The 21260-nt window shown below is 63.8% G+C and carries 19 protein-coding genes; 11 read left to right on the plus strand and 8 right to left on the minus strand.

Annotated features, from left to right (window positions below; all coding sequences use genetic code 11):
* Positions 1 to 5: 5 nt before the first annotated feature.
* Positions 6 to 665 (plus strand): TMEM175 family protein, encoded by a 660-nt coding sequence (locus D8M34_RS00345; RefSeq protein WP_105950089.1) that lies wholly within the window; start codon positions 6 to 8, stop codon positions 663 to 665.
* A gap of 295 nt (positions 666 to 960) precedes the next feature.
* Here the strand turns inward: D8M34_RS00345 and D8M34_RS00350 are convergent, their stop codons facing one another.
* Together D8M34_RS00350 and D8M34_RS18710 are read right to left on the minus strand one after the other, a co-directional pair.
* Complete coding sequence (locus tag D8M34_RS00350) at positions 961 to 1242, minus strand: hypothetical protein (protein WP_199787650.1); 282 nt, start codon at positions 1240 to 1242, stop codon at positions 961 to 963.
* Positions 1243 to 1334: 92 nt separating this feature from the next.
* On the minus strand, positions 1335 to 1511 hold the full coding sequence (locus D8M34_RS18710; RefSeq protein WP_153244971.1) for a hypothetical protein: 177 nt from the start codon (positions 1509 to 1511) through the stop codon (positions 1335 to 1337).
* 208 nt (positions 1512 to 1719) lie between these two features.
* Here D8M34_RS18710 and D8M34_RS00355 point away from each other — a divergent pair, with 208 nt between their 5' ends.
* From D8M34_RS00355 to D8M34_RS19490, 6 genes are all read left to right on the plus strand, one after another.
* The gene (locus tag D8M34_RS00355) at positions 1720 to 2886 is read left to right on the plus strand and encodes a glutathione-independent formaldehyde dehydrogenase (protein WP_105950087.1); all 1167 of its coding nucleotides are present in this window, start codon (positions 1720 to 1722) and stop codon (positions 2884 to 2886) included.
* A 1-nt stretch (position 2887) separates the two neighbouring features.
* Complete coding sequence (locus D8M34_RS00360; protein ID WP_126892905.1) at positions 2888 to 3457, plus strand: type 1 glutamine amidotransferase domain-containing protein; 570 nt, start codon at positions 2888 to 2890, stop codon at positions 3455 to 3457.
* Positions 3454 to 3756, plus strand: a complete 303-nt coding sequence (locus D8M34_RS00365; protein ID WP_105950085.1) for a putative quinol monooxygenase — start codon at positions 3454 to 3456, stop codon at positions 3754 to 3756. The genes D8M34_RS00360 and D8M34_RS00365 overlap by 4 nt, the downstream gene beginning before the upstream one ends.
* A 152-nt stretch (positions 3757 to 3908) precedes the next feature.
* Positions 3909 to 5039 (plus strand): NAD(P)/FAD-dependent oxidoreductase, encoded by a 1131-nt coding sequence (locus D8M34_RS00370; protein WP_174235357.1) that lies wholly within the window; start codon positions 3909 to 3911, stop codon positions 5037 to 5039.
* Positions 5040 to 5604: 565 nt separating this feature from the next.
* Positions 5605 to 6501, plus strand: a complete 897-nt coding sequence (locus D8M34_RS00380) for a hypothetical protein (RefSeq protein ID WP_105950083.1) — start codon at positions 5605 to 5607, stop codon at positions 6499 to 6501.
* A gap of 722 nt (positions 6502 to 7223) precedes the next feature.
* Positions 7224 to 7409 carry a DUF2510 domain-containing protein gene (locus D8M34_RS19490; protein WP_105950811.1) on the plus strand — a complete coding sequence of 62 codons (186 nt, stop codon included), beginning with the start codon at positions 7224 to 7226 and terminating at the stop codon, positions 7407 to 7409.
* Between the two features lie 354 nt (positions 7410 to 7763).
* On the opposite strand, the gene D8M34_RS00390 is transcribed toward D8M34_RS19490, so the two are convergent.
* Complete coding sequence (locus D8M34_RS00390) at positions 7764 to 8912, minus strand: TRAFAC clade GTPase domain-containing protein (RefSeq protein WP_126892906.1); 1149 nt, start codon at positions 8910 to 8912, stop codon at positions 7764 to 7766.
* A 79-nt stretch (positions 8913 to 8991) separates the two neighbouring features.
* Positions 8992 to 9564, minus strand: a complete 573-nt coding sequence (locus D8M34_RS00395) for a hypothetical protein (protein ID WP_199787649.1) — start codon at positions 9562 to 9564, stop codon at positions 8992 to 8994.
* 94 nt (positions 9565 to 9658) lie between these two features.
* On the opposite strand from D8M34_RS00395, the gene D8M34_RS00400 reads away from it, so the two are divergent.
* Positions 9659 to 10837, plus strand: coding sequence for a protein kinase family protein (locus tag D8M34_RS00400; protein WP_158698549.1), 1179 nt, complete (start codon positions 9659 to 9661; stop codon positions 10835 to 10837).
* Between the two features lie 267 nt (positions 10838 to 11104).
* Here D8M34_RS00400 and D8M34_RS00405 read toward each other — a convergent pair whose 3' ends face one another.
* From D8M34_RS00405 to D8M34_RS00415, 3 genes are all read right to left on the minus strand, one after another.
* A complete protein-coding gene (locus D8M34_RS00405; RefSeq protein WP_105950079.1) occupies positions 11105 to 11674 on the minus strand; it encodes a hypothetical protein in 570 nt (189 codons plus the stop codon).
* Between the two features lie 163 nt (positions 11675 to 11837).
* A complete protein-coding gene (locus tag D8M34_RS00410; RefSeq protein WP_105950078.1) occupies positions 11838 to 12320 on the minus strand; it encodes a hypothetical protein in 483 nt (160 codons plus the stop codon).
* Positions 12320 to 12829 carry a hypothetical protein gene (locus D8M34_RS00415; RefSeq protein WP_105950077.1) on the minus strand — a complete coding sequence of 170 codons (510 nt, stop codon included), beginning with the start codon at positions 12827 to 12829 and terminating at the stop codon, positions 12320 to 12322. Before D8M34_RS00415 ends, D8M34_RS00410 begins: the two co-directional genes overlap by 1 nt.
* A 281-nt stretch (positions 12830 to 13110) precedes the next feature.
* Between D8M34_RS00415 and D8M34_RS00420 the strand changes: the two genes are divergently transcribed.
* The 3 genes from D8M34_RS00420 (at position 13111) to D8M34_RS00430 (ending at position 20233) form a co-directional block, all read left to right on the plus strand.
* On the plus strand, positions 13111 to 18498 hold the full coding sequence (locus D8M34_RS00420; protein ID WP_126892907.1) for a DUF3320 domain-containing protein: 5388 nt from the start codon (positions 13111 to 13113) through the stop codon (positions 18496 to 18498).
* 86 nt (positions 18499 to 18584) lie between these two features.
* Positions 18585 to 19586: a CFI-box-CTERM domain-containing protein gene (locus tag D8M34_RS00425; RefSeq protein ID WP_126892908.1), complete on the plus strand. Its 1002-nt coding sequence runs from the start codon at positions 18585 to 18587 to the stop codon at positions 19584 to 19586.
* A gap of 47 nt (positions 19587 to 19633) precedes the next feature.
* Positions 19634 to 20233 (plus strand): hypothetical protein, encoded by a 600-nt coding sequence (locus D8M34_RS00430; protein WP_126892909.1) that lies wholly within the window; start codon positions 19634 to 19636, stop codon positions 20231 to 20233.
* A gap of 330 nt (positions 20234 to 20563) precedes the next feature.
* Here the strand turns inward: D8M34_RS00430 and D8M34_RS00435 are convergent, their stop codons facing one another.
* Positions 20564 to 21202, minus strand: a complete 639-nt coding sequence (locus tag D8M34_RS00435; protein WP_126892910.1) for a TetR/AcrR family transcriptional regulator — start codon at positions 21200 to 21202, stop codon at positions 20564 to 20566.
* Between the last annotated feature and the right edge of the window lie 58 nt (positions 21203 to 21260).

Raw genomic sequence — 21260 nt, forward strand, 5'->3', positions numbered from 1 at the left:
CTCGAATGGCGGTCTTCTCTCTCAAGGGAACCGAACATGAGACGGATCGGCTCGAGGTGTTCAGCGACGCGGTGTTTGCGATCGCGATCACCGTCCCTGTGGTGGAACTGCGCGCACCGAGGCCTGAGGATGGCGACCTCGCCGCGGCCTACCTGAAGCTGGCACCGGACTACGCCGCCTACGTCCTCAGCGTGATCCTCATCGGCCTCTATTGGTCCCACAGTCATTTCAGCGGCAAGCTGCTGGAGAAGACCGACCACGGCTACAACCTGCTGACCATCGGCTTTTTGGCTGCGGTCAGTATCACTCCATTTCCCGCGCGCCAGTTGGTCGAACATTTCGGTGGAGATGCGGACAGCACGACCGCCGCCCTTTGGTACCTGGGCATAGCAGCGGCACCGGCGACCTGGTGGTTTCTTCGGTGGGTGTACGCCACCGCCAGAGGTTTTCCCGATCGAAGGCTAACCGAGGCTTATCTTCGCCGCCTTACCATCAAGTATGGTCTTACCGCCGCTGCCTATTGGGCGGCATTCGGCTTGGCGTTCTGGAATTGGCGTGTTGGATTGATCGCGGCGGGGATTGTAACGTTGAGCTACGTCATTTCCCCCGCAAAGCCCGTGTTCAGACCCGGTATTGAACCGGGACACGATCAGATGGCTCGTTGACTGAAGGAGCGGATAGTACCTCGGAGCTGCACGCTCCTTGCGAGTGAATAGCGACCTACCGTCGTCCGACGTTTTCGGGCTTGCTTTGCTCGCCGTCCGCCAGATCGGCTAGAACATGCGCACCAGGCCGCAATTCGGGCACCGCCAGACCGGGGAAGTCGGCGGGTTCCACGACGGTTGCAGCTGCACCAGGCAGCGCTCACAGGTAGGGGAGAAGCCCGGCCATTCGTCGTCATCCACGATGCCAGGCAACCAGGATGCTGGCGGCGCTGCAGAAACCGTCCACAGGGGACGTTCAGCGCCTTGCAGGAGAGGCCGGGGTGACAGCCGAGGCCCATACCCATGCCTTCATCTCCGTCTCGCCCACGCGGAACCTGATCGCGCAGGCATCCGCTGTCGACCGGCAGACCTCCGCGTCGACGAGCGCCGGCGTGGCGCCGAAGCGCACCCACGCTTTCGCAGGCTTCGGCCGCGGGTCGATCGTCACCGGTTCTACGTCTAAGCGCAGGTCGGCGCTCGAGAGCGACTGCAGGGGGCCGGCCTCCGCGGCGATCCGCTCGAGGATGCGCGTATCCATCCTGCGATCGGCCGCCGACGCGTATCGCTTCGATGTACCCACTGCCGATCCTCCTTGCGGACCGCCAGGTTATCGATTTTAGAACAGATGTTCTATTTCGTGTGCTCGTCCGCCAGGTCGTCCGAGGCGTCAGCCTCGGCTTGAATCTGCTCAACCTCGGCCCGCAGTCGGATCAATATCTCCTTGCTGTGATCCGCGAGTGCGGTATCCCAGGCATCGACGACGCTGGTCGGGTGTCGACTGTGGCTCTTTTGATCCGAGAACCCCATGCCCTGAGACTGGGGGAGAGGGTTCCGCGCAGCGGGACCCGGGCACCACCCCGGCTCGATCGCTACACACATCAACGCAAGGCGAGCCCCTTGACACGTGGTTCCCGAGGGTGTCCGCTACCTCGCGAAGGGCTGCATTGTCAAGGCTCTGCCAGGAGGCTATCAAGGCCAGAAGGCTACCGAGCAACACCATCAGATCGGAGTAGACATGAAAGCAGTGGTGTACGAGGGACCCCGTCAGGTCAGCACGAAGGAGGTCCCGGACGCGAAGATCGAGCGGCCCACCGATGTCCTGGTCAGGGTGACGACGACGAACATCTGCGGCTCGGACCTCCACATGTACGAGGGGAGGACCTCCTTCGAGGTGGGCCGGACGTTCGGGCACGAGAACATGGGGGAGGTCATCGAGGTCGGTAGTGGCGTGGAGAAGGTCAGGGTCGGAGACCGGGTTGTGCTCCCGTTCAACATCTCGTGCGGGTTCTGTAAGAACTGCGAACGCGGCCTGACCAACTACTGCCTCACCACTCAGCCCGACCCATCACTCGCCGGTGCGGCTTATGGGTTCGCCGACATGGGTCCCTATGGCGGTGGCCAAGCGGAGCTTCTCCGCGTGCCTTTCGGTGACCACAACGCGCTGCGCCTGGGCGAGGATGCGGAGGATAGGGAGAACGACTACGTCATGCTCTCTGACATCTTCCCCACCGGCTACCACGCCACCGAGATGGCCGGCGTGATCCCCGGCGACAGCGTTGTGATCGCTGGGGCGGGTCCGGTCGGATTGATGGCCGCCCTGTCCGCGATGATCAAGGGCGCAGCAAAGGTGATGGTGGTCGATCGCCACCCTGACCGGCTCGCGCTGGCCGAGCAGATCGGTGCGATTGCCATCGACGACTCCAAGGTCGACCCCGTGCAGGCTGTGCTGGACGAGACTATGGGGCTCGGAGCTGACCGTGGTTGCGAATGCGTGGGCTACCAGGCCCACGATCCGCAGGGCAACGAGGACACCGCCGCCACCTTGAACATGCTCATCAACGCGGTCCGCTTCACCGGAGGGATCGGCACCGTCGGCGTGTTCGTCCCCCAGGACCCGGGGGCCGAGGGCGAATTGGCCAAGCAGGGCAAGGCGGCCATCGACTTCGGCACACATTGGTTCAAGGGGCAGACCATGGGAAGCGGTCAGGCCCCGGTCAAGCGGTACAACCGCCAGCTGCGGGACTTGATCGCGGCCGGCAAGGCGACCCCTTCGTGGATCGTCTCCCACGAGATCTCGCTGGACCAGGCTGCCGATGCCTACAAGAACTTCGACGCCAGGTCCAAGGGTTGGACTAAGGTCCTCATCAAGCCCGGCATGTCAAACGGAACGAAGGAAAACTGAGATGGCAGCAGAACTTCAGGGCAAGAGGGTCGCGATCCTCGCCGCCGACGGAGTCGAACGCGTTGAGCTCGAGCAACCCCGCGAAGCACTGGAACGGGCCGGCGCTCAGACCGAGGTCCTTTCGATCCACGACGGCGAGATCAAGGCCCGTAAGAACGACCTGGATGAAGCGGGCACGTTCACCGTCGACGGGTTGGTCGCCGACGCCTCGGTGGGCGACTACGACGCCCTGCTGCTTCCCGGCGGCACGGTGAACCCCGACCAGCTCCGGGTCGACAAGGACGCCGTCTCCTTCGTCCGCGACTTCGTCGAAACTGGCAAGCCCATTGCCGCGATCTGTCACGGGCCTTGGACGTTGATCGAGGCTGGCGTGGTCGGAGGTCGCACCTTGACGTCCTTCCCGAGCATCCGCACGGATCTGCGCAACGCCGGAGCGGAGGTCGTTGACCAGGATGTCGTGGTCGACGGGAACCTGATCACCAGCCGCTCACCCGACGACCTGCCTGCGTTCTGCGATACGATCGTGGCGAAATTTGCGAGCAGTTCGACCCAGGAAGAGGTGACGTCATGAGCGTCACGAAGGGACTGCTTGTCAGGCTGGAGGCCCTGCCCGGCAAGGAAGACGAGGTCCAGGAGTTTCTCGGCATCGGGCGAGGGCTCGTCGAGGAGGAACCGGCCACCACCGCGTGGTTCGCGATCCGTCTCGGCCCGTCCTCATTCGGGATCTTCGACGTGTTCCCCGATGACGCCGGCCGCGACGCGCACCTGTCCGGCGCAGTTGCGACCGCTCTCGGCGAGCAGACGGGCAAACTGTTCAGCGAGCCGACGATCGAGAAGCTCGACGTCCTGGGCTCCAAACTCCCCGCCTGAAACCACAGACCGGGAGTACTGACCCAGAAAGGGGGGGGGGGGGGGGGGTCGCGGCGCGCGGTGACTTCGGGCTTACACAGCCCGCTGACATCGTGGCAGCGGCCCCTTCCCTTTCGGCCTACCGCTGATCACCAACAGATCGGGAAACCGCGATGACAGGAACTGACGACGGCGTTGCCACGACGCGTTCACCCGAGGTAGCAGTGATCGGGGGCGGGATCGTCGGTCTCTCGACGGCGTACGCGCTGCGGGAGCAGGGCGTGCCGGTGCGCTTGTACGAGGCTGGTGTGCCCGGGACGGGTCAGTCCGCAGGCGAGTCGCGGATCTTCCGGCATGCCCACGACGACCCGCGACTCGTCGCTTTCGCGCGCGAAAGCCGCGGCGTATGGGATGAGTGGTCCGAACACTTCGACGTCGAGCTGGTCTCATCAGACGGTGTCCTGGCGATCGGAGACAGCGCCCTGGCGCGGCTGCGGGTGCTCGACCAGGTCGGCGGCGTGGTAGCGCACGAGATCGATGCGGCCGAGGTCGCCCAGCGGATGCCGCTGCTTGCTGGGTACTCGGGGCCAGCGGTGCTCGACGAGTCGGGCGGCGCGATCCGCACCCGCGCCGCGATCACGGCACTAACGGGTGCCCTCGCAGATGCGGTCACCACCGGTGAGGTCATCTCCATCGATCCCCGCGCCGACGGGACGGTCGAGGTGCGCAGCGTCACCGACCGGGCTGTTTACTCCAAGGTGATCGTGTGCGCCGGCCGCGAAACCGCCCGCCTGGCACGCAGCGTCGGCCTGTCGCTGCCGGTTCGCCTTGCCGCTCACGTCAGGCTGACCTTCGACGTGAAAGCCGCCGCCCCGGAACGAGTCGCGTGCCTGCAGGACAGCAGCGGCGTCTTCGGCGAAGTCGGCGTCTACGCGACGCCGCTACCGGGCAACAGCAGCTATTCGGTCGGACTCAGCGACACCGTCCGCGTCCGCGACGACGGAACTTTCATCGACCCGGCGGCGATTCGATCGCTGGACGAACGCGCACGCGAGTACGTGACACGGGCGCTGCCCGGTCTCCACCCGGAGCCGCGCGACTTCCTTCACTGCTGGGTGACCGATCTCCCGTGGAGTGAGGACGGCGTGGCCGTGTGGGAGGCAGGCTCTGTCCTTTTTGTGGCCGGTCACAATTTGTTCAAGCAGGCACCTGCGCTGGGTCGCGCTCTTGCCCGGGCTGCGACCGGCGGCGGTCTCCGCGCCGAGCTCACGCACGAAGCGCGCCTCGGCGAGGCCCAGAGCTAGGGCATGTCTCCCAATCGCGGGGGTGGCCCGCAACTCTGGACTCGTCGCGATGGGGTCACGTTGGTGGCTGCGTGCAGTGCGGCGGTGAGGTAGCCCGCGGAAGCACCGACACCTTTGTCCGCGACGACGCACCGCGACCTCAAGGACGGTGGGTCGCCACCCCAGCGGCTCGTGCGCGAGTCGACGGATGACCGTGTCCCGAGCAGCGCCCTCGGCGCCGCAGCGTCGGCACCACTCATCAGGGGTCAGGACCCCCGGCAGGCGAGTCAGAGCGAGTCGAGGTCGAATCTTGCGACGTTATCGGCCGCGCGCCCCGGCACTGCAGACCGCTTCGTGCACCAGGCCGGAGCCTAGACAGGCTCGCTCGGAGCCATCCTCGGCCTTGAAGACATCGAACACCATTGCGTAGCCGTCCTCGTTGGTACCCAGGTCCACGCCGCTCGCCGCGGGCGTCGAGTTCGGGGCCGAGGAGCAGGTGTTCTGGTGCTGGGTGTGGGGAAAGGCAGTGGAGAACGTGTATGCGCCCTGCCCTGATTGACGGGGTCATCGTCAGTAAGCTCATGCCATGACCCTCAAGTACATTGGTGGCACGCTGCCGAAGATCGGTGTCTACGCCATCGGGTTCGGCTCGCTCACCCGCCTCCCCTCGGGGAGCTGGGACTTGAACGCCAACACCGTCTCCTCCGTTGACATCGTCGGAACCGGCAAGGAATACAACTACGCCGCAGGAGGCGCCGGGATCGTCGCTGGCAGCATCATCGCCGGGCCCGTCGGAGCCCTGGTTGGCGGACTGGTGCCCAAGGCCTTCAAAGACGACACGGTACAGTTCCGCATCAACTTCCGCGACGGGAACATCGCGCACTTCTCAGGGTCTCCACGCGAGTACAGGAGCGCGCTGAACGCGTCGTTCAAGGGGCACACCGCGGCCCCCACGACGCTAGCTTCGCCAGTTCCCACTCCCGCCCCGGCCGGAGTGGATACTGAAGTCGTCAAGCTCCGCGCCGAAGTAGCCAAGCTCCGATCTGAGCTCGGGCTCGCCACGACCGAGGTGGAGCCCGAGGCCGTGACGGCTCCCGCACCAGCTCGCGCTCCGGTGGACCTTGAGGGTGACCGCCGAGCCGAGGACGTAGAAGCAGTAAGGCGAGGTGTCGGGATGTCGCCGGAGGAGAAGGTCGCGCGTCGCGACTTGCCGAAGCGCACCGACGGCATCGCTACCCGACTCTGGTTCGAAGGCGTCGCCGAACTCGAGTACGTGAAGGCTCCACCTACGGGGGAAGACCGGAAGGCTCGGAAGATCCGAGAGGCTCTGAACGCCGCGCACCGCGCCACCTACAAGAGTGAGCTTTCGGTCGAGAAGAAGAAGATCGAGAGCGTCATCCGTAACCTCAACCTCCCGTTCAAGGAAGGTCTGTTGCTGCTGACCGAAGTGGGCGACGAGTTCCGCAACCGCACGCTCCGCTGACAGCGAGGGCCCTCTCTGCCGCTCCAACGTTAGTGCGCATGCATGCTGACCGTTCGGGACAGCGGAGGCGTGACGTCCGCCACGGGCTCAGCTGCTCCACGACCAGGCGTCGTGTCGGGCAGCCAGTAGCGACTCCTCGAGACGCCCTTCGCAGAGCTGCGTGATGTTGCGGGATGAAGCCGCTTCGGGCAGCGCCACGTTCTACCACTGCGCCCAGGTCCAAGGGTCGTTCGCCCCGGTCTGCAAGACGCTGAGCACGTCCTGCAGGCCTGAGTCGGCCCTGCTAGCTGAGGCTCGCGGGTTAGGAGCTCACATACCAACGGCACATCCTCAGACCGATAAGATCAGGCCGTGCCTCAGGAACGCGCTCGTCCTAGTAGACCGCTGTGTCGATGACGGTGGCGGACTTCTGCACGCACGAGTGGTCGTGGGAGTGCGAAGGTGAATGTGAGCATTGGTGCTGGCACTCGCACGAGTGGGAATGCCTACAGTATGAGTGCGACTGCGAGAGCGTCGAAGGCGCCGTCGATGACTCGTCCGGAGCGGGCGAAGCGGACCTCAGGCTGAGAGACCTGGCAGCTATCGCCGCCATTGGAGGCCTCGCGTACGGCACTGTACGACTATTCCAGAAGCGGCGCGAAGGCAAAGGTGAAGCCGCGGATCAATCTTCCCAAAATGCCGACGCAGACAGCCCTGGGACAGTCGTTGACGCAACGCCGATGATGCCCTCAGCAGGCTGGTACACCGACGGCGCAAGTGTCGGGCTACGTTGGTGGAACGGCGCCGCATGGACGGAGCACCGTCAGTCGGCGCCTACGATTCCTGCAGGGTGGTACGACGACAGGGTCGGTTCCATCCGGTGGTGGGACGGAACGGGCTGGACGGGTCACGTCGCACCTATGCCCTGAGCGGTGCCCAGTGCTACGGCGCCTCCGCATTCCACATACCGGCGTACTCCTCGGCCACGGACTCCCAGGCGACTCGCGCTGCAATGGTCATGTCCGGCAGACGGGAGGAGCCTGTCGCGCGGACAACGAAGTCGTGAGAAATGGGCCGACGCGCGTGGTCTTCCCTTCCTTCCGGATCCAAGAAGCGAATCGCCAGCACATCACCAACTCGTCTCATGACCGTGCGTTGCTCAGCCACCCCATCGAACGCGTCTTCGTAGACCGGGAGGGGATCGTCGTACCCGCCATCGCGGAGGAAACGGAAGCCCCACTCTCGACCTCGCGTCGCCCAGATGTATGAACCCGGCTGAAGCATCACGTCAGGCTCCGAAGGAGAACATCATCTTCCTCCCCCTTATCCAAGTCCATCTGGAACTGCGTCAGCGTCGCAGTGACGAAATTGTGCTTGGCAAGCGCCTGCGCGTTCAGCTCACGGAGCTTGTCGCCGGCCATCTGAGCTGCTTCATCAATGACGTCTGGGCTTAGCATCGCGAGGACGGCACCGAGCTTGCCCTTATTCTGCTTGCCGAGGAGCGCGGCGGCTAGAAGCTTTGACCCGCCGCTGATGATGCTCTGAGCGACCTTGGTCGGAAGCTGCCCGAGCCTCGCCCACTTCGCATGGCGCTCAAGCGGAAGCAATGCGGCCACGGGCAGAACGAGGTCGATCCCGACGCGCTTGTCGACTTCGATCTTGTTCGGCTCGAACTTCGCTGATGACAACAAGAGGAAGTCTTCGGCGACTGACATCGCGCTTGGATTCTGAACGAAGCCAGCGAGCACCTTACGCAGCTCGTCGAGGTCGTCGGCGGCGTTCAGGTCGAGCAGGTCTCGGAACTTGAAAACGTCCATGTGAGGAAGCAGGTCCGCCTTCGACAGCGCCACGATCCAGATGCGCGGGAACTGCGCAAGTGGCGTCCCCTCCTCGAGCAGATCGTCCTTGAGCGCGAGGAGTCCGTTGGCGTAGTTGCTGAAGAGTGACTTCAAGTAGCGTTCTTCGTCGCCTGCATGATCCAGTAGGCGCTGACCATCGACGAGCAGCAACGCAACGTCTGACCCGAGGAGTGAGCGAAACGTGTCGACGCGGCGCCGTGCCTCTTCGCCACTCGCACCCTGCTCGAACCAATCACCGGGGTAGTCGTGCCAGACAAGTCGCAACGCGTGGAACGGTTGCGCCTTGGACGCCTTCTGGTTTGGCGGATCCTTCAACTTGATCGAGAAGGCGTATGACGTCGCCGCAAAGCGGGTGAGGTCGGGGGCTCTGGCTTCGTCTCGCATACCGAGATAGTTGCGGTTCAGTCGGGCGCCTTGACCGATGTCCTCGGCCACGACGCGATAGAGGCTTTGCTTCAAGAACGATGCTTCCTGCGCCGCGCCATAGAAGGACGACACCAGCACGGTCTTGCCGCTTCCGCTTTCCCCGAACACGGCGATGTGCTGTTCAAGCGCAGATTTCTTCTCTTGCATGGGTCCCAACGTAGAGCACGTCTATGACAACCGGCCGACAGTGCCGCAACGGCGCGGGAATCCGTTGTCTCTCGGACGCCTAAGGCCTCTGCCGACGAACTTCGCCAGGGCCGGCGCCGTCGCCCGCCTGGCCAGAGCGGACGCTGTCGCGCCCCGCAAGCGGCTGATCATCGATTTGCTCATACGCCGACTGCATCTCTGCGGTCACGTCGTTGCCGAGCGCGCGCACCTGGGTGAGGCTGGGCTGGCGGCCCGCGACGTGCGCGACGAACCGCACGCGCTCCTCGATCAGGGCCGCTTCGACTTCAATGGCCTCAACGATGTCGAACTCGGCACCGAAAACGAGGAACACTGCGGTGTCGTAGTCCGCGCTCCGGAACGGGCTAAAGCGCGCGCCGGGCCCGGCTGCGCGGTTGGCCATCGCCTTCACCTGGATGCGCCAGCCAGCGGCGGTGGTGATGTCGTGCGACTTGGTCGAGTTGGGTTCCAGTACTCCGCCACGGGCCAGCCAGACAACGTGCTCTGCGATATCGCCCAACGGCTTGTTGTTCGTCCGTACCAGGTCGCGCCGCCGAAGTTCATGCACGACCCTCGCCTCTAGCTGTAGCAGGTGCCGAACCGGCAGGAGAGTGATGTCAGGCAGGGTGGTCATCCGCCCAGTCTCTCGTACCGGCGGCAGCGCTGACGCTGCTTCAGCGAACGCTGCGGTACCGAGGCGCCCGCTCCCGTTCTGCCAGGATGAGCATATGGTCACGCTGGACGATGTCGCGCGCGGGCTGGCGACAGATATCGACCCCGATGATGCCGAGCCGGAATACCTGGCGTTGTATTCAGCGGAGGCCCCACCGCTCGATGGCATCTTCGCGGTCCTACACGAGAGGCTCAACGGCCACTTCCGGTTCATGAACACGAAGATGACCATTGGGCGTCACTTCAACGCGGGCGACAGTCGTGACCTCATGGACCTGATCCAGCAGATCAGCGACATGAGGAAATCGCTCAAGCGTGCCGGTGTGACCTTCGAGGTGCGCGAGGACTACAGAAAGCTCATCGAAGAGTGCAAATCGTTCCTGGTCTACTCGGGAGGAAGTCCGATCCCGGACTCAGTCGAACGAATAGAGATCGAGCGCTACGAGGCCGTGATGTTCACCTCAGCGCCAGCTCCACAACGCAGGAGCGATGCCCCGCCGGTCCTCACACTCGTCGGGGAAGGTTCCTTCGCGCTGGTACACAAGTACGACGACGCACTGTACAACGAAACGTTCGCGGTGAAGCGAGCCAAGGCCAACATCTCCGAGCGAGACCTCGCTCGCTTCCGAGCAGAATTCGAACTGCTGCGGTCAATCCGTTTCCCCTACATCGTCGAGGCCTATGACTACGATCCGAACCGCAACTCATTCACCATGGAGTACTGCGATGAGACCTTGGGCGAGTACATACGTAAGGGGAATTCCACTATCACCTGGCCAACACGCAAGCGTGTGACCCTCCAGTTCCTGTACGGGCTCAACTACCTCCACCTCCGCGGCACGCTCCATCGGGACATCAGCCGCAACAACATCCTCATCAAGAAGTACGACATGGGCGCCGTGCTCGTGAAGCTGTCAGACTTCGGACTGCACAAGCATCGGGACTCTGAGTTCACGCGGACGGAGACGGAGATGAAGGGATCGATCATCGACCCGCTCCTGGAATCCTTCAGAGACTTCAAGCCCACAAACGACATCTACGCCGCAGGGGTAATCATCTCGTTCATCTTCACTGGCAAGACCCGACTGGGTGTCGCCAGCGGCCCGGTCGGTGACATTGTGAACCGCGCGACCAGTCTCGACGAGTCCGCGCGGTTTGGCTCCATCGCCGACATGATCTCAGCCGTTGAGGCTCTGGAGGCGCCTCTCTCTGCGTCCGCCGAAGCCAGCGTCTAGCATCGCCCGTCCGCAGTGCAGTGGGCTTTCGGAAGGGATGATCTCTGCCGGTCGGCGAAAAACGGTGACATCGCATCTCGGGTTCGCTTCGACTTCGCGCAGTGGCGGGAGAAGCGCACGTAAGTACGCGTTGCTCAGGGCGCGCGTCAGGCAGGCGAACAGACTGAAAGCCCGCCACCCGGAACAACCTTGATGATCTCCCGAACCTGGAGGTATCAGCGGGTGTGACGAGTTGGAGCTCGCCCGTCGACGCCTCCGGCCCGAACACTAACCCGTGGCGGCCTCTTGGATCGCCGCCGCGAGGCCGTCGTAACCGACGACCGCGGTAGCGAGCTGTTGCGCTCGCACCCAGGTGAGAGTTGACTGCCCAGTTGCCTCTAGCGCAACGCGCGAGACCACGGCGAATCGCCAATTCCCGATGTCGAGTTGATCGAACTGCTCTCGCCCGGCGAGATTCGCGGCGAGAACGTACACGTCGGCGTTGTAGGTCGACTCGGCGGCGTATGTGTTCGTCACAGGGTCGAGGAGCTTTCCACGAAGACCTGAGAATGCGAGCGTGGACGGTTGGCGCTGCGCCCACCGCTGCACGAATGCGCTGGACTTCACCTCGATGCGGATGTCGCCCCACAGGACGTCGAACGCGTCCCACTCGACGCGCACCGGCCGCTCGACCCCGGTGGCACGCCACACAAGGTACTCGGCCAGCCACCCACGGACATTGTTCGTCGTCACGTCGGGCAACGCGAACCGCCAGAAGTCAGACACCGACGCGTCAAGTCCGAGTAACTTCTCGTCTCCGGTCAGCGGATCCAGAGGAGGCGGCTCGACCATCGTCATGCCGTGAGCCTATCCGTCGTAGAGCTCCATCGGGACTGGGGTCGGAGCGCCCTCGTCAGTGAGGTGACGGCCACGTTCGACGACGACGACGAGCGCGGCGCTGCGCTATTTGCCGGGGGCATGCATGCGTGCTGTGGGGCCGTACGCGGCACCACCATCTGCTTCACATGTGCTGGTCCGACTCGGCGATTGCTTCGCCGATCTCGCGCATGCGCTCCTCGATCCGGAGTCGCGCGACGACCGATGTGGAGTGCTCGCTGCAAAGCCACTGGCCATCGAAGTTCTCGCCCGTCCGCGTCCGACACCGGTCCCCGAGGCTGACGTGCTCACACCGCGCACTTGGTGCTGGACGGAGACGGTCGGGGGCATTCGCGGCGTACGGCGAACTCTCCCATCTGTACGGGTGCTTTGAGCAACGCCATTCGAACCAGCCGCCATTGGCGAGCCCGTCGAGGTCGGGGGCCCAGACGCTGCGTTCACGCCAGCGACGGACCACGACGATGTCCTGCGTGCTGTGGTTCCGTCCCCACTCTTCGCGGCGACAGTAGGTGCATTCGCTTGTCAGTGGATCCTTGTCATCGCCGCGGTCTTCGATGTCGAGGATCGGGTAGGGCGTGTCGATGAGCATGTCTTTGAAGAGGACCATTAGGACTCCTTACCAGCGAAGAGGCTCGTTCTCTCGATTTCGCCGCGCAATCGCGTCCACTGCTCGGCGCATGCGGGGCTGATGCGGTAGTAGACCTCGCGTCCTCGGGCCGGGCGGAGGTCTTGGCCGGTTGCCCTCGTGAACGGCGCGAGTGTTCCCTCTGGCAGGTGCGCGTTGATGTAGCGGTAGAGGTGTGTGCGGAAAGTCGAGATCACCGATGGCGTCTGTCCGGTCCACTCCGCCAGTTCAGCGATGCTGAGCCACTGGCCCGCCGCGCCGTGCTCTACGACGGCATCCATGATCTTGACGTAAACACGCGCTGTCGTCGTGGGGGCTGATGCGAACCGCTCGACTTGTTCGTCAGGCCATAGCGGATAGTCGGGAATCCCGTCGTCCGGAACGGCTGTTCGTGGGAGGCGGTTCGGCTGGTCGGTGATGAGAAAAGCCGCGAACCTTCGCACTTCGTCGGCGATTTCCGACGGTACGTCGATGGTGATGAGGTTGCTCATGTTGCAGATCCTACTTCAAGTGCTGTACTCCACCAACATACAGTGCGCCATACGGTGTGAAACCTTCGTGGGGTCGCTGCTTCGACGCTTGTTGCGCGTTGTGCGTGGGTGAGCTCAGCGCCTGGAGGTGGAATCTGGCATCACACAGTGTGCGTCTGCCGGGCGACGGGGTGAGCGGAGAAGCTTCTTCTCCGGGTGAGGCGGCCGCGTCGATACGATGTGGGGAAGCATCGCGTCGGGTGAGGGTTCACCGTCGGCCGACGGCACACTGGAGGGGCGACATGGGCACTACCACCGAGACTCGTGCTGCGTTGAAGACATGGCGCGAGGGGCTCATCGGACTGGATCGACGAAGCCGTCTCCTTCGGTTCAAGGCTCCCAGGACATCCTCGCTGAGCTTCGATGCTCCCTCCGCGGACGCCATCCTCGAACTGCTCCGTTCCGGAAAGCTGCAGAGCTTCGTCGGCGACATCATCGACGCGAACAGCGGCGAAGCGCGCCCGGCACGCTCCGGGCCGCTTCTTCACGTTCCTCGCGCAGACGCGGAGATCGGTCCTGTGGTCCGCACTCTGATGCGCCGCGCGAACGAAGAGTTCCTCGACCGCGGCCTCTCCGTGCTCTACGTCGCTTTCGGCATGCTGAAGTGGCAAGACGTAGACAAGACGGACATGACCAGTCCGCTCTACCTGCTCCCCGTTGAGTTGGTCCCGGAAGGGCCTCGAGCTACCCCGAGGATCAAGGGCGGTGAGGACGACGCCGTCCTCAACCCTGCCCTTCCGCTGCGCCTCAACGAGTTCGGGATCACTCTTCCGACGTACGAAGAGGTCGAGGGGCTGACCGTCTCGGAGATCCTGTCCCGCTTCACCGCAGAACTCGGCAAGGCGAAGGATTTCAAGGACTGGAGCTTGGAGCCGGAAGTTCATCTCGCCACATTCTCCTTCGCCAAGGAGGCCATGTATAAGGACCTCCTCGACAACGAAGCGACCATCCTCGAACACCCGGTGGTCCGTGCACTGGCGAACGGCGGTCCCACGAGTCAGAGCGATGAGTTCCAGTTCGACCCTGTTGATCCCGCCGACATCGACGAGGTCGCCCCGCCGGAGCGCACACCGCTCGTGCTCGACGCGGACTCCTCTCAACGTGCCGCTGTCGCAGCCGCCTTGGCCGGACGCAGCTTCGTGATGGACGGACCGCCAGGAACGGGGAAGTCTCAAACCATCGCCAACATGATCGGCGCGCTCATGCACGCCGGCAAGTCGGTGCTCTTCGTCTCGGAGAAAATCGCCGCACTCGATGTGGTGAAGAACCGCCTCAAAGACAGCGGTCTCGAGAGTTACCTGCTCGAGCTGCACTCTCACAAGACAAACCGCAAAGACGTCGCATCCGAACTCCTTCGCACCCTCGACAACGTCGCCCAACCGCCCCACGCGATGAGCGCCCCATCTCGCTCAGCCCTTGAAGACCGTCGCCGCCGACTCAACTCCTACGCGCTGGCGATGAACGAGCTTCGCTCACCACTGCAGGCATCGCTTCACGATGTCCTTGGTGAACTCGCCGAGCTCGTCCACGTGCCCGTTGCTCCCGCTCCGGGTCGCCCACCTCTCCAACTGTCAGAAGAGGGGCGCGCAGCACTCGGCGACACTCTCAGTCGCCTTGAACGAACATGGCGCCCCGCTGCGCAAGGCTCGACTTTCCTTTGGCGCGCTGTCACGGATCCCTCCTCGCTCGAATCTCGCCTCTATTCCGCAGTCAGCGCCCTGGAAGAGCTCCAAGGCACGATTCGCCTCAATGACGATGTCGTCGATTCGTTCGGACTGCGCACGCCTCGCCAAACGACGACGTTGATGGAGTTGCTGGATCTCCAACACGTTCACCGTCCCGGCTTCGTCAACGATGCATGGCTGACCGCAGTCGACCAGACTTCCATCCACGCAGATCGTCAACGCCTAGGCGATCTGGTCACCACGTACCAGCGCGCTGCTGACCTCGTTCTCGAACTGGCGGGTGTCGGCCACGAGCAGCTGCCCATCGACTTCCCCGCGCACTCGGAGGCCATCGCCGTTCGCGGGGCAGTTGACCTCGCCGGGCTCACCGCGCAGACGCTGAGAGGCACCGCAGACTCCTTCGCAGCCAGGGCGGTATCGCTCACAGCCGCGATCAACGCCGTCGGCAACCTCGCGCACCTCGTCGGGGTGGGCACCCCTCTTTCCTTCGCTGACGCAGACCGTGTCGTGCGCATCACTGAAATACATCGCGAGTTCCCCGGCATCGAAGCCGCTTGGCTCACAGCCTCCGGTCTCCACGCAGCCCGCGAAGCCGCAAACACTCTTCGTCTCGAAGCTCTCGCGCTCGAGCGAAGCGAATCACAAGCGAGCGGACTTTTCACCCCGAGCGCTCTCACGGCACCGCTGCGGGATCTCCAGGAGCGCTTCGCCAACCTCCACACCGGACTCCGAAAACTGTCCGGCGCGTACCGTACCGACAAGAAGGCGCTCGGAGCGCTCCTCGCCGACGCGAAGGAGGTGAAGTCAGGCATCGCCCACCTTTCGGATGCCATCGCCTGGTCCGATGCCGTCGGAAAGTTCGAGGCCGCCGGCGTCGCCTCCGGGCATCTGCTCGGGCGATGGTGGCAGGGACGGTCCACCGACTGGGAAGCGGTCGACCGATACCTCGGAGCGGCCGAGGAAGCCATAACTCTCAGCGGTGACATGGTCTCTCGCTCGACGGTCGCCTACCTGGCTTCCGCGACGGTTGACCCCGCTGAGGCGGCAGTTGCGGAGTCCGTGCGTCTCGAGCTCGTCAACTGGCGAGCAACTGTTGCATCGCCTCCTGCTCTGGCCGGGCGACCGGAACTGCTCGTCGAGCAACCGGCGACTTCGGTCGCGTGGCTGTCCACGCACGTCGCCCCCATGAGGAGCGCCGCTGAGCGGATCGAGTCGGTGTCAGCCCACACCGGCAGAGAGCACACTCTTGAAGATGCTGACGCGGTCATCGCTGCAGTCCAGGATGTGCGCGCTTGTACGCGAGAGCTGGACTTGGCGACGACCGACCTGAGCGCCCAGTTCGGAGACCTTTACCAAGGCGCCCGCACCGACCTCACCGTCGTGGACGTGGCCCTGGGATGGGCGGGGAGAGTTCGCGAGCTTGCGGGCGCTGCGCTATCGCCCCACCAAGTTTCTGCTCTGGTCCAGTCCTCTCCCGTAGGCAGCCTTGAGTCTGTCCTCCGCAAGTGGGAGAGCGCGCGCGACGAGATCCTCAACGCGTTCGACTCGTCGCGGACGGACGAGCTGAGGGAGGACTTCGGCGACTTCGTGACTGCCTTCGAGCTTCTGAGCGACTTCCAGTCCGACACCATCGGTCAACAGGAGTGGTTCGACTATCAGGCAATCCGCGCCGAGCTTCGCGAACTCGACCTCGATGAGACCGTCAACTTCTGTATCGAGCAGCGCTTGCAGGCTGCGGACGTTCCGAAAGTCATCGAGCGTGCATTGCTGCGCGCGTGGGCGGACGAGCACATTCGAACTGACACCCGCTTGCATCCACTACTCGCCGCAGACCGAGAAGCCCTCGTCGCCGAGTTCCAGAAGCTCGACCGAGAGATCGTCGCAGCAGCCACCAGCGACATCATCCAGTCCGCGAACACGCGGCGGCCCGCGAACACCTCGCTGGGAGAGCCCGCCCTCATCCGGCGGGAGGGCATGAAGCAGAAACGCCACATGGCGGTTCGCAACCTCATCACCCAGGCGCGCACCGCGATTCAAGCCATCAAGCCCGTTTTCATGATGTCTCCACTGGCGGTCTCGCAGTACCTTCCGCACGACCTGAAGTTCGACGTCGTCATCTTCGACGAGGCATCCCAGGTCACCCCGGGCGACTCCATCAACTGCATCTACCGCGGCAGATCCTTCATCCTCGCCGGCGACGACAAGCAGCTTCCACCGTCGCAATTCTTCGAACGGGCGGTGGAATCCGACGACTCCGACGAAGAGGACTCGGACGTCAAAGACTTCACCTCGATCCTCGAACTCGCCAAGTCCTCCGGTGCCTTCCGAAACCTGGGCCTCAGATGGCACTACAGGTCACGTCACGAAGCCCTCATCGCCTTCTCGAACTACCGGTTCTACGAGGGGCACCTCGTCACCTACCCGTCCGCGCAGGACGAAGGACCAGACGTCGGAGTCGAGTTCTTCCACGTAGACGGGATGTATCGCCGAGGCGGGGGAGCAGACAACCCGAAGGAAGCCAAAGCCGTCGCCGAAAGAGTCATTCAGCACTACCGGACAAGACCCGGGCTCTCCCTCGGCGTCGTCACCTTCTCCGTCGCGCAGGCCGACGCCGTCGTGGCCGCGGTCGACGAGCTTCGTGGGCAGCACAGAGATCTCGATCCTCATTTCGACAAGAGCGACCGACTCAATGGATTCTTCGTCAGGTCGCTCGAGTCGGTTCAAGGTGACGAACGCGACGTCATCGTCTTCTCCATCGGGTACGGCCCAGACGAAGCGGGCAAGATCTCCACCAACTTCGGTGTCCTCAATAAAGACAGGGGATGGCGTCGCCTCAACGTGGGAGTCACACGCGCAAGGCAACGCATCGAGGTCGTCGCATCCATAGACGCAGGCGATATCCCACAATCCACGAATGAGAACGTTGAAGCCCTGCGCTCGTATCTAGACTTCGCACGCAGAGGCATCTCTGTACTCGGCACGCAAGCCTCAGTGACGGGGCTCATGCCGGACTCCCCGTTCGAAGAATCCGTAATCCGGGCGATACAGTCCTGGGGCTATGTCGTGGAGCCCCAAGTGGGGGCCGCAGGCTTCCGCATCGACATCGGTGTGCGACACCCCGCCAAGCCCGGCTCCTTCGCCCTCGGCGTCGAGTGCGACGGCTACCAGTACCACTCGGCACCCGCCGCACGTGACCGGGATCGGCTCAGGGACCAAGTGCTCTCAGGCCTCGGGTGGACCCTCCACCGGATCTGGGGCACCGGATGGTACCGAGACCGTCATCAGGAAGAAGAACGCCTCCGGGCGGCCATCGAAGCCGCGGTCACGGGAACTGCGACCCGTAAGCGGAACTTCACAATTCCGCGCGCGACGGTTGAGACGACCGCGGCGGAAGTCGAAGTGCCCTTCACCTGGGCTGTCGACTACATCGAGGCGGAACCGGTCGCGTTGCCCTACTGGGTTCAGCCAGCAGAGCCCGGCAACCATCTCCACCTGGTTGAACCCCTCAGGGCGCTCGTCCTGGTTGAAGGCCCTGTGCACCTCGACACCGTCAGCGAGCGGATCCGAGAATGGTGGTCCGTCGGGCGAGTCACCGCTCGACTCAAGGAAAACATCGACCTAGCCATCACCAAAGCGGGCCTCGCCCGAGAAGGCGATTTCGTCGATGTGAAAGACCGCGCGGTAACCAAGGTGCGGTCACGCGACCACAACCGCAAGCCAGACCAGGTCCACCTCGACGAGTTCGCGCTCGCCGCCGAGATGCTCGTACGAGACGTCGGTGGAGCGTCACGTTCAGAGGTGGTGAACGCCATCGCGCGCCAGTTCGGCTGGACGCGGACGGGCGCCATCGTAGACCAGCGCGTGAATGCAGCTGTCGACCGCGCCGTTGCCCGCGGGGTTCTCGCCGAATCCGGCGATACCTTGTCGGCACCACCAGCTAAGTGACGCAGTCGGCCATCGGCCTACGGACTTCGATGATGATGGCAGCAGCTCGAGGCAAAGTTCTCGCGCGAGTAGGAAAGGAATAGGCGATGGTGTACGACAGCACACAGGTCGAGAAGCTCAAGGCCCTCGTGAGTGCATTCGCAACTGAGCTGGATACAGCCGCAATGCCCTACATCAACGAAGGCTTGACTGAGACGGTCACGCTCACACAGATGTCCGATGCTGACAGAGCATCGGGAAAGCTCGGGTGGGGACTTGCGGCTTCGTCTGGCGCTGAGCCGAGCATGCTCTTCACTTACTCCGATCCTGCGGCTCTCCGGCTCGAAGCCACAGCTATGAAGCGCAGAGGTGAGTACCTCGCGTCCGCAGAGAAGCTCATCGAGTCCTTTCGGCTAGAAGGCCACTTTGACCTCGGCAACCTCAGGAACTTGTGGAAAACAACTCTCTGCGGCGGTGATGCCCGAGGGGCGGTCGCCCTCATTAGGGCCGCCGTTTCTGTCTACGAGCGTTACGACGCAGCGAGGCTGTACGAGCAGTTGCCATACCCGCCGCAAGACGATCTGGCAGACGTTCTCGGCGCTTTGCAGACAGAGGAGTCGTGCGCATCGCGGCTTCGCGACTTTTCAGGGAACCCCAACTACGTGCTTCCTAGGCCATATCGGCAAATCGTTGCCGACCTTCGCGCAACCAACGTGCGAGAAACAGTTGATACGTCTGCAGCGACCCCGAAGTCGACAGGCGGGTGCTACATCGCTACGGCCGTCTACGGAAGCTACGACGCGCCTGAGGTGATGGTGCTTCGTGAGTTCCGAGACGAACGCCTTCGGCGCACGGCGCTTGGCCGAACTTTCATCGCAACGTACTACGCGCTTAGCCCCTCGCTAGCTAGACGACTGCCAAGGCACAAGAGACTGAGTGCTCGGATTCGAGGAATGCTCGACTTTGTGGTGGACCGTCTTCGTTCCAATGACGGAGGCAGGGATGATGAGGTCACCCGCGCTACCGATGGACTCGCAGCACCGAGGAGAACATGCATTCGCTCAGGCGTCGAACGGACGTTCGCGAAGAATGGTGTTGGCAGACTGTGACCGTGATCTTCGGCCCTTTTCCTTCTCCTACTAGCGCTCCGTTCGCGATGGCGGCGCCGCCCGTTCAAGTGGAGGTGGTGGGCGACGAGTTCCTCGCAATACTGGGGCTGGCAGTGTCTGTAATTGCCGCCGTCGTCGGCCTCTTCGCCGCTGTCGCCGCGTGGCGTGCCGCTACCGCCGCTCGAGACGCAGCGCGGGTCGGCGAGAAATCGGCCGAGCATGCGGCCAACGCTGCCGACGCAGCACAGAAGACCGCGGAGTATGAGCGAGCGACCTTCGAACTAGCCCACCAGCGAGATGTCATGAGGCAGGCTCTCGCGGTAGTCGTGTCGTGGCGGGGTGAGTTCAGCGGTGGCTTGACCCACGGAGCGACGGTGGAAGTTCAGAACACCAGCGGGCTGCTCATCTCCCAGCTCGAGGTGTGGGCTGTCAAGAACGGTGAGCGTGTCACAGAGGTGAAGAGCATGCAGGACCTCGGAAGCGTGTCCCAGACTTTCTCGCTAGCGGCGACGGTTCCCTTCGTCGACTTCTTCGCTCCCGCCGAGAGTAAAGGTGTTGTCCGGTTCACTGACTCCGTAGGACTGCGCTGGGAGCGTCGAAGCTATGAGGCTCCCATCAGTGTGGACGAGATCTCGAAGCATTCCTAGCCAGCGGCATCCGTCGTCTGCGTGACCGCGTAGGCAGACCTATGGTCAACCGGCGCGGGAGCTGTGACCAGGCCGTAGTCTGACTGCCCAGGAGCGGGACTGGTCCCCGTGCCCGGACGATGCTGCGGAGGCTGGCGGCACCACAGGAAAATGGTGAGGGGTTCATGGGAAAGTGGCCTCACGTTCGACGTACGTAGCCTTGCCACAGCGGGTTGTGCCAACAGCCCACCATTTCGGGGCCGGAATCTCGCACGAGGTTCCGGCCCTTCTGCATTCCTGGGATCGCCGAGGGCACGAAGAGGGCACGCCCTCCGCGGGCCTCCGCGACCGTCAGCGCGTCGGAAGAAGCTCCGCGATCGTCCCCTGGGGCGCGCCGACCAGCGTCTCGCAGGCCTGTGCCAACCGGGCGGCGAACAGCCCCGCGTCGGTGCGGCGGGTCAGCGCATGTGCTGCGATGCCGTCGATCATGGCGAGGATCTGCCAGGCCACGGCATCCGTGTCGTCGGTGCGGAACACGCCGGAGCTCCGGCCCTCCTCGATGAGCTGCGCGATGAACGACTGCCAGGCGCCCATCTGCTCGTCGATGGCCGCCGACAGCGCTGCACTGCCGCGGCCGAGGGACCAGGCGTCCACCCACACGAGCGTGATGTCGTCGTGATCGCTGCTGAGGACCGTGGAGATCATCCGTGCCACCCGTGCCGCCGGCTCGCTCTCGGTCTCGGCCTGGGTGCGGACGTCGTCCAGTTCGGATGCCGTGAGCTCGCGGAAGGTGCGCGCGACCAACTCATCCATGCTCGATGCGTAGTGCGAGACGAGCCCCGGCGCCACCCCTGCCCTGCTGGCGACTGCCCGCAGCGTCAGTGCGGACAGTCCCTTCTCCCCGGCGATCGCGATCGCGGCGTCGTAGATCTCGCCGGCGCGCTGCTCCGGCGTCTTCCTGGTTCGTGGACGCGTATCGGATGTTGACATGGTGCCTCCAGTGTAGGAACATTCCTGTATTGGTCACGTGACCAACAAGCCGTTGTCG

Source organism: Microbacterium sp. HSID17254 (assembly GCF_003989315.1).
In the GTDB taxonomy this organism is placed as follows: domain Bacteria; phylum Actinomycetota; class Actinomycetes; order Actinomycetales; family Microbacteriaceae; genus Microbacterium.

Excerpts from the sequence above, each read along its gene's own strand:
- D8M34_RS19490 (WP_105950811.1), top strand. The coding sequence starts at position 7,224 with ATGCCCTCAGCAGGCTGGTACACCGACGGCGCAAGTGTCGGGCTACGT.
- D8M34_RS00410 (WP_105950078.1), bottom strand. The coding sequence starts at position 12,320 with ATGGTCCTCTTCAAAGACATGCTCATCGACACGCCCTACCCGATCCTC.
- D8M34_RS00425 (WP_126892908.1), top strand. The coding sequence starts at position 18,585 with ATGGTGTACGACAGCACACAGGTCGAGAAGCTCAAGGCCCTCGTGAGT.
- D8M34_RS00420 (WP_126892907.1), top strand. The coding sequence starts at position 13,111 with ATGGGCACTACCACCGAGACTCGTGCTGCGTTGAAGACATGGCGCGAG.
- D8M34_RS00365 (WP_105950085.1), top strand. The coding sequence starts at position 3,454 with ATGAGCGTCACGAAGGGACTGCTTGTCAGGCTGGAGGCCCTGCCCGGC.
- D8M34_RS00350 (WP_199787650.1), bottom strand. The coding sequence starts at position 1,242 with ATGGATACGCGCATCCTCGAGCGGATCGCCGCGGAGGCCGGCCCCCTG.
- D8M34_RS00355 (WP_105950087.1), top strand. The coding sequence starts at position 1,720 with ATGAAAGCAGTGGTGTACGAGGGACCCCGTCAGGTCAGCACGAAGGAG.
- D8M34_RS00400 (WP_158698549.1), top strand. The coding sequence starts at position 9,659 with ATGGTCACGCTGGACGATGTCGCGCGCGGGCTGGCGACAGATATCGAC.
- D8M34_RS00370 (WP_174235357.1), top strand. The coding sequence starts at position 3,909 with ATGACAGGAACTGACGACGGCGTTGCCACGACGCGTTCACCCGAGGTA.
- D8M34_RS00430 (WP_126892909.1), top strand. The coding sequence starts at position 19,634 with ATGGCGGCGCCGCCCGTTCAAGTGGAGGTGGTGGGCGACGAGTTCCTC.
- D8M34_RS00435 (WP_126892910.1), bottom strand. The coding sequence starts at position 21,202 with ATGTCAACATCCGATACGCGTCCACGAACCAGGAAGACGCCGGAGCAG.
- D8M34_RS00360 (WP_126892905.1), top strand. The coding sequence starts at position 2,888 with ATGGCAGCAGAACTTCAGGGCAAGAGGGTCGCGATCCTCGCCGCCGAC.
- D8M34_RS00390 (WP_126892906.1), bottom strand. The coding sequence starts at position 8,912 with ATGCAAGAGAAGAAATCTGCGCTTGAACAGCACATCGCCGTGTTCGGG.
- D8M34_RS00405 (WP_105950079.1), bottom strand. The coding sequence starts at position 11,674 with ATGACGATGGTCGAGCCGCCTCCTCTGGATCCGCTGACCGGAGACGAG.
- D8M34_RS00395 (WP_199787649.1), bottom strand. The coding sequence starts at position 9,564 with ATGACCACCCTGCCTGACATCACTCTCCTGCCGGTTCGGCACCTGCTA.
- D8M34_RS00345 (WP_105950089.1), top strand. The coding sequence starts at position 6 with ATGGCGGTCTTCTCTCTCAAGGGAACCGAACATGAGACGGATCGGCTC.
- D8M34_RS00380 (WP_105950083.1), top strand. The coding sequence starts at position 5,605 with ATGACCCTCAAGTACATTGGTGGCACGCTGCCGAAGATCGGTGTCTAC.
- D8M34_RS00415 (WP_105950077.1), bottom strand. The coding sequence starts at position 12,829 with ATGAGCAACCTCATCACCATCGACGTACCGTCGGAAATCGCCGACGAA.
- D8M34_RS18710 (WP_153244971.1), bottom strand. The coding sequence starts at position 1,511 with ATGGGGTTCTCGGATCAAAAGAGCCACAGTCGACACCCGACCAGCGTC.